Here is a 7,062-nt window from a genome sequence, read left to right on the forward strand (position 1 = left end):
GCCTTCGCGAATGAATTCGCTCCCACAACAAGCAGGTGGTAATGAGGCAGTCTCCTTCAATCCTCCTCCTGCACCGCCTTGTAGTTGCCGGAGAGTTTCTGCTGAACATCCTGGGGTGCGGCGTTGTAGTGGCTGAGGACCATGCTGAAGGCGCCGTGGCCCTGGGTGATAGCCTTGAGGCGTCCGGCGTAGCCGTCCAGCTCCGCCAGGGGCACCTGGCCGTAGACCAGCGCCAAACCCTGGGACAGTGACTCGGTACCCGTGACCTGGCCGCGCCGGCCAATCAGGTCGGTGGTGATATCACCCAGGTTGGCTTCCGGCGCAGTCACTTCCACTGCTACCACAGGCTCCAGCACTACCTCTCCGGCAGCGCGCAGGGCATCGAGCATGGCCTTGCGTCCGGCGGCCTGGAAGGCGATGTCCTTGGAGTCCACAGGGTGGTGCTTGCCGTCGTAGACGGTGACCTTCACATCCTCCACCGGCAGGCCTGCCAGCGGTCCGCAGGTAAGCACCGAGCGCACGCCCTTTTCCACCGAGAGAATGAACTGCGACGGAATCACTCCGCCCTTCACCTCGTCGGTGAAGGCGAAACCGGTGCCACGTGGCAGCGGTTCGATACGCAGGAACACCTCGCCGAACTGGCCGGCGCCGCCCGTCTGCTTCTTGTGCCGGCTGTGGCCCTCGGCGGGGCGGGTGATGGCTTCGCGGTAAGGGACCTTGGGCGGGCGGGTCTCCACCTCCAGCTTGTAGGTGCCGGTGATGCGATCCAGCAGGTAGCGCAGGTGCAGCTCGCCCATGCCGCGCAGTACGGTTTCCTGGGTAGAGGCCTGGTAGTCCAGCTTCACGCAGGGGTCTTCGGCCTGTAGGCGACTCAATACCTCGGCGATGCGCTGCTCGTCGCCACGGCGCTTGGCCTCGATGGCGAGCCCTTGCATCGGCTCGGGGAAATCCAGGGCCTTGAGATGAATCTGATCTTCGTCGTGGGAGTCGTGCAGGACCGAGTCGAACTCCACTTCGTCCACCTTGGTCAGGGCGCCGAAATCGCCGGGGACCAGTCGCGTCACTTCCTCATGGCGCTTGCCTTGCAGGCGCAGCAGGTGACCGAGCTTGAAGGGTTTGCGCCCATCGCCGACGAACAGTTGCATGTCCCGCATCAGGGTGCCCTGGTGCACGCGGAAGATGCCCAGCTTTCCCACGAACGGGTCGATCACCACCTTGAATACGTGGGCCAGTACGTGTTGCTGAGGGTCGGGCCGGGAGCGGAAGGCCTTGGCGTCCGCTCCCTCGCCCTTGAGAAAGAGCGGGGGGTTGCCCTCCGTGGGGTTGGGCGCCAGGCGCGCGAGGATATCCAGCAATTCGGCCACTCCGGCTCCTGTGCGCGCGGAGGTGAAACACAGGGGGATCAGATGCCCTTCGCGCAGAGCCCGCTCGAAGGGTTCATGCAGTTCAGCCGGGGCGATTTCACCCTGCTCCAGGTAGCGCGCCATCAACTCCTCATCCACCTCTACCACCTGGTCGACCAGGGCCTGGTGTGCTTCGGCCACCGAAGAAAAGTCGGCCTCGCCGGCAGGCTCGAAGAAGCAATCCACCACGCGGCTCGCATTGTCCGCCGGCAGGTTCAGCGGCAGTACCTCCTTGCCGAAGGCTTCCCGAAGGTTGGCCAGCAGGGCAGGGAGGTCGACCCGCTCGGCATCGATCTTGTTCACCACCAACATCCGGCACAGCCCGCGCTCGGCAGCCATGGTCATCATCCGGCGTGTGGTCAGCTCGATGCCGTTCTGGGCATTGACCACCACCAGCGCGGTCTCCACGGCCGCCAGGGCGGCGATGGACTGGCCGATGAAGTCGGGATAGCCGGGGGTGTCGATCAGATTGAGTTCGGCACCCTCGTGGCTGCAGTGAGCCAGGGCGGAGGCAAGGGAATGGCGGTATTCGCGCTCCAGTGGATCGAAGTCGCAAACCGTGTCCCCGCGCTCCAGGCTGCCGGCGCTGGCAATCGCGCCGCTGCCCTGCAGCAGGGCTTCGGTCAGGCTGGTCTTGCCGCTATCGCCATGGCCGACCAGGGCGACCGTTCGAATGGATTCCACCGAGTAGTTCGCCATGAATACCTCCGCACACTGGGTGTTTCCAGTATAGGCAGGCGGCCCATGCCTGCCCGGATGGCTCGCGCTTTCTACAACTCATTGATATTGCTTGAAAAATGTACGAATCGCGGAAGGCCGCGCCATTACTGGTGCCGGAGAGAGTCTGTACAGCTTGTCCACAGAAGACTCCACTGGCTTTGTGAGTAAACGCCGGGTTTTCCACTGGCTGAACAGGTTTTTGGCCACCGGATGCACCTGAAAGGCCGATAGAGCGGCAAGTGATCGCTTCTCTATACGCTGCGTAAATACTGGCGTTGATCGACTTGTAAACGGTTTTTCCACAGGGTTCTCAACGGATTTTGTGCGCAATATTCCGGCGGTTGACTGCTCCGCTCCGTGAGTCTGTTTGAAAGCCTTGAGCTGCGGGGCTTTGGCTATACATAGCCACCAACAGGTTTTCAACAGGGTTATGCACAGGTTGTGGGGATAAACCTGCGGGCGGTTTTGGTTGGCTATTTATTGATCGCTTTCATGCAGGGCAGGCAGGACTAGGTGCGCGCTCCGTTTTCCACAGCTTGTGTACCTTTCGCTGCACAGAATCTGTGTGGAAGAAGTGCCAAGTCGTTGAAATAGATCAGGAAATATACAAGCGGCGGGAGGCCGCGAATGGCGCGGGCTGCAGCAGTGGCTCTACAGATTGTCCACAGGTTGGTCCACGGAAAACGGGGGTAAGGCGGGAAAACTGTAGGGGCGATTTCAATCGCCAAGCAGGCCGAAGGTCTGCCTTTCGAGGCCATGGCTAGACAACGATCGTTGGGCTTCGCTGCGCTCTGACGGAACGCCGCCCGCACCAACCTACGGGGCAGCTGCGCTGCCCTGGCGAATGAATTCGCCCCTACAGGTTCAGCGGTGCGAATCAGGCGGCCCCCATCGCCGCACGGATATCCGCGGCCAGCTCACGCACGCGATCCATCTCGGTGTCCCAGGAGCACATGAAGCGCGCACCGCCGGCGCCGATGAAGGTGTAGAAGCGCCAGCCCCTGGCGCGCAGGTATTCCAGCGCCGGCTCGGACATCTGCAGGAATACGCCGTTGGCTTCCACCGGGAACATCAGGCTGACGCCCGGTACGTCGGCGACCAGTTCGGCCAGCAGTTGTGCACAGGCGTTGGCGTGCTTGCCGTAGTGCAGCCAGGCGTCGTCCTGCAGCAGGCCAACCCAGGGCGCGGCAAGGAAGCGCATCTTCGACGCCAGCTGGCCGGCCTGTTTGCAGCGGTAGTCGAAGTCTTCGGCCAGTTCACGGTTGAAGAAGAGGATGGCTTCACCCACCGCCATGCCGTTCTTGGTGCCGCCGAAGCAGAGCACGTCCACCCCGGCTTTCCAGGTCAGGTCGGCCGGGGAGCAGCCGAGGAAGGCGCAGGCATTGGAGAAGCGCGCACCATCCATATGAAGGTTCAGGCCCAGTTCCTTGCACACCTGGCTGATGGCGCGGACTTCCTCGGGACGGTAGACCGTGCCGACTTCGGTGGCCTGGGTGAGGGTGACCACGCGGGGCTTGGGGTAGTGGATGTCCTGGCGCTTGAGGGCGATTTCGCGGATCGCCTCGGGCGTCAGCTTGCCGTCGGCGGTCTTGGCCAGCAGCAGCTTGGAACCGTTGGAGAAGAACTCTGGCGCGCCGCATTCGTCGGTCTCGACGTGGGCCGTCTCGGAGCAGATCACGCTGTGGTAGCTCTGGCACAGCGAAGCCAGGGCGAGGGAGTTCGCCGCGGTACCGTTGAAGGCAAAGAAGACTTCGCAGTCGGTTTCGAACAAGTCCCGGAAGTAGTCGGAGGCCCGCGCCGTCCATTGGTCATCGCCATAGGCGCGTTCATGGCCGCGATTGGCCTCGGCCATCGCGGCCCACGCTTCCGGGCAGATACCGGAGTAGTTGTCACTGGCGAATTGCTGGGTCTGGTCGGTCATGTACTGGTCCTTCTGTCCGATCGCCTGCAGGCACAGGCGTATGGGGCCTAACTTTACGCCAGGTTGGAGGCTTGGGATTCGCTCGAGGCGACATCCTTTTCCATGGCTGGCGCCTGATCAGACCAGGGGAACTCCGGCGGCCATCCGCCCCTCAGAATCCTAGAGCCCGCCTCACGGCGACGCCCTGCCCAGGAAGGAGGAACCGACATGCGTTACCCGACCCTGATCGCCCTGTTCATCCCCGCGTTGATCGGCCTGCCGGCCATAGCCGCCGAGTGGCCCAGCGGCGAGCGCGACCACTTCATCCAGGAGTGCAAGACCAGCGCGCAGGCCAATGTGTCAGGCGACAAGCTGCAGCGTTATTGCAGTTGCGCCGCTGACCGGGTCAGCACTGAGTTCAGCACTGCCGAGCTTGAAGAACTCAAGACCCAGAAAACCCCCTTGCCCGATCAGACCCAGCAGCGCCTGATCAAGGTGTCCCAGTCTTGCCTGAGTTCGCTGAACGGCTGAGCATAAATTGATCGATCGGCTGCAGCCCAGGCATTACACGGGCTGCGTAGCCGCTCCCACAGTTTGTCCACAGGAACGTCCACGCTTTGTGGGGATAGCAGTCAGTCGACCGGTTGCCAGGTGGCCGCCCGCGCGCGGACATCTTCCGGAAAAGCGCGGGCCTTGCGTGCCTGGGTATCCAGGTGTATGCCCACCAGGGTCGTGACGGCGGCGATCTCACCGGTCTCGTCATTGCGCATTTCGTGGCAGAAACGGATCGACTTGTCCTTCATCTCCAGCACCCGCGAATGAATGGACACCACGTCGCCGGCATGCAGCTCGCGCCGGTACTCGATCTGCTGTTCCACCGCCGCCATCCCCGTGTTCTCGCCGCGCAGCCGCGATGGCGCAAGACCGAGCAAGGTGAAGAGCTGCCAGGTCGCTTCATCGAACTTGCCGACGTACCACATCACGTTCATGTGGCCCATGTGATCGCAGTGCCAGGGATAGACGGCGCCGCGGTAAGTGAGGGTATCGGTCATGTCAGGCTGCCTCGTTCAGTCGGGAATGTTCGAAGTCCGCCAGCACCTGCGGGAACTGGTTGATCACGATGGAAAGGTGCCCTTCTTGTGGATAAAGACGCAGATTGGCGCAGGGCAGATGCGCCTGCAGGTGGCGGCCCATGGCTTCGGGTACGTGGCGGTCGAGGCCGCTCTGGTAGAGGTGCACGGGCGACTGGATGTCTTCCAGCGCGAAAGGGCGCGGCGCGGCGATCAGCGCGGCTTCCAGGCAGGCACCGCGAACGCCCTGGCGATAGGCCTCGGCAAGAAAGTCCGCGAAGTCTTCCGCTGTCTGCGGCTTGGCCGCCAGCAACTGGCGATCCGGTTCGGCCAGGAGCCCGGCGAGGGCGTTCAATGCGCGCGCCGGATTGCGCAGGAACATCAGCCGGTCCAGTGCCAGTAGCGGACTGGCCAGTCGGGGATGGAGGCGGGCGAGGCCGAACAACGCCTTGAGTGCCGGCAGTTGCGCCGTGCGCAGTGCGGGGATGTCCATCGGACCTATACCGGCCAGCAGCCCGACATAGTCCAGGCGCTCGCCCAAACGATGGGCGCAGGCCAGGGCGTAGGGTCCCCCGCACGATACGCCGAGCACCCCGAAGCGCTGATGGCCCAGGGTGTCGGCCATGAAGGCGACGTCCTCGGCCCAGTCGAGGATGTTGCGTCCGGGCTGGTAGTCGGACCAGCCAAAGCCCGGTCGCTCCGCCGCTACCAGGCAGACATTGGCTGCCAGCGCCTGTTCATGGTGCAGCGCTGCCTGCAGGCGGCTGCCGGGAAAGCCGTGGAAGTAATAGAGCGGGCGGCCATCGCTGGCGCCATAGAACTGATAGGCCAGGATGCGGCCGTCGGGCAGCCGTAACCGCCGAGGCCGGGCGTCGGGTCGAGTCATGGTGGTCTCGGTATGAATCAGGCGTGTGACTGGAACAGGGTGTCGGGTTCTGGGATGGTCATAATTTGAACGCGATCAGTTATACCAGCCGCTTTGAATAGGGTCCGCCGGGGTTACAAAATTTAATCGCGCGTTTAATTTGATTGTTTTTTGATCGAACCTTGGCAGGGCACGGCCCGCCGCCATCCGGGATAGACACCCACACCTTATCCACAGCCCACTGCACAGATTCTGGGGGCAGCTGTTTCGGCAAGTAACTGAAACGGCTCAAGAAATGACCATCCCTCTGCAAGTGCCGCAGCGCCTGGGTCTGGGCGGTGGCTCTACAGCTTATCCACAGCTTGATCCCCGGTTTCTGTGGGCGAGGGCGGTGCGCCGGTACATTTTCGGGTCGGATACGGACAGATTCTGCTGAGGTCGGACCGGGAGAATCCTGTAGGAGCGAATTCATTCGCGAAAGGGACGCGCAGCGTCCCCTGGCAGTCCTACAGATGCAGTCGAGGAACCGGCATGGCCATCAGCGTGTTTGACCTGTTCAAGATCGGTATCGGCCCTTCCAGCTCGCACACCGTGGGCCCGATGCGGGCGGCGGCGCTGTTCGCCACGGCGCTGCGCGAGCGCGGCCTGCTGGCGCAGGTGACGCGCGTCGAGGTGCGCCTGTACGGCTCACTGTCGGCCACCGGCGTCGGCCACGGCACCGACCGCGCGACCCTGGTGGGGTTGATGGGCGAATGGCCGGACCGCGTCGACCCGAAGCAGATCGCCCCCCGTATCGAGGCGCTGAAGGAAGCCCGCGAACTGCTGCTCGATGGCAGCCACCCGGTGGCCTTCGACTGGCAGCGTGACCTGCTGCTGGACGAGAACCTGCCGTATCACCCCAACGCCATGACCCTGATCGTCGAAGGCGCGGCGGGCGAACTGCACCGCGACACCTACTACTCCGTCGGCGGCGGCTTCGTGGTCGACGAGGCCCAGGCCAAGGCCGGGCAACTCGATCAGGACGCCACCGAACTGCCCTACGACTTCTCCAGCGCCGAGGAGCTGCTGGTGCTGTGCCAGCGCCATAACCTGCGCATTTCGGAA

6 protein-coding genes are annotated in these 7,062 nt (G+C 63.3%); 2 read left to right on the top strand and 4 right to left on the bottom strand.

From position 1 onward, the window contains the following. Positions 1 to 56: 56 nt before the first annotated feature. Both fusA and MnOB_RS00185 read right to left on the bottom strand, forming a co-directional pair. On the bottom strand, positions 57 to 2,102 hold the full coding sequence (gene fusA / locus MnOB_RS00180) for an elongation factor G (protein WP_077520491.1): 2,046 nt from the start codon (positions 2,100 to 2,102) through the stop codon (positions 57 to 59). Between the two features lie 898 nt (positions 2,103 to 3,000). Continuing rightward, positions 3,001 to 4,044, bottom strand: a complete 1,044-nt coding sequence (locus MnOB_RS00185; protein WP_077520494.1) for a threonine aldolase family protein — start codon at positions 4,042 to 4,044, stop codon at positions 3,001 to 3,003. A gap of 207 nt (positions 4,045 to 4,251) precedes the next feature. On the opposite strand from MnOB_RS00185, the gene MnOB_RS00190 reads away from it, so the two are divergent. Next, the gene (locus tag MnOB_RS00190; RefSeq protein WP_077520497.1) at positions 4,252 to 4,554 is read left to right on the top strand and encodes a hypothetical protein; all 303 of its coding nucleotides are present in this window, start codon (positions 4,252 to 4,254) and stop codon (positions 4,552 to 4,554) included. Positions 4,555 to 4,655: 101 nt separating this feature from the next. Here the strand turns inward: MnOB_RS00190 and MnOB_RS00195 are convergent, their stop codons facing one another. Continuing rightward, complete coding sequence (locus tag MnOB_RS00195; RefSeq protein ID WP_077520499.1) at positions 4,656 to 5,075, bottom strand: acyl-CoA thioesterase; 420 nt, start codon at positions 5,073 to 5,075, stop codon at positions 4,656 to 4,658. A 1-nt stretch (position 5,076) separates the two neighbouring features. Continuing rightward, the gene (locus tag MnOB_RS00200; RefSeq protein WP_077520501.1) at positions 5,077 to 5,979 is read right to left on the bottom strand and encodes an alpha/beta fold hydrolase; all 903 of its coding nucleotides are present in this window, start codon (positions 5,977 to 5,979) and stop codon (positions 5,077 to 5,079) included. 510 nt (positions 5,980 to 6,489) lie between these two features. Here MnOB_RS00200 and MnOB_RS00205 point away from each other — a divergent pair. Continuing rightward, positions 6,490 to 7,062, top strand: a 573-nt coding sequence (locus MnOB_RS00205; protein ID WP_305775716.1) for a serine dehydratase beta chain, incomplete at its 3' end; no start/stop codon positions are given.

Origin of the sequence: Metapseudomonas resinovorans (assembly GCF_002003485.1) — a bacterium.
Taxonomy (GTDB): Bacteria; Pseudomonadota; Gammaproteobacteria; order Pseudomonadales; family Pseudomonadaceae; genus Metapseudomonas; species Metapseudomonas resinovorans_D.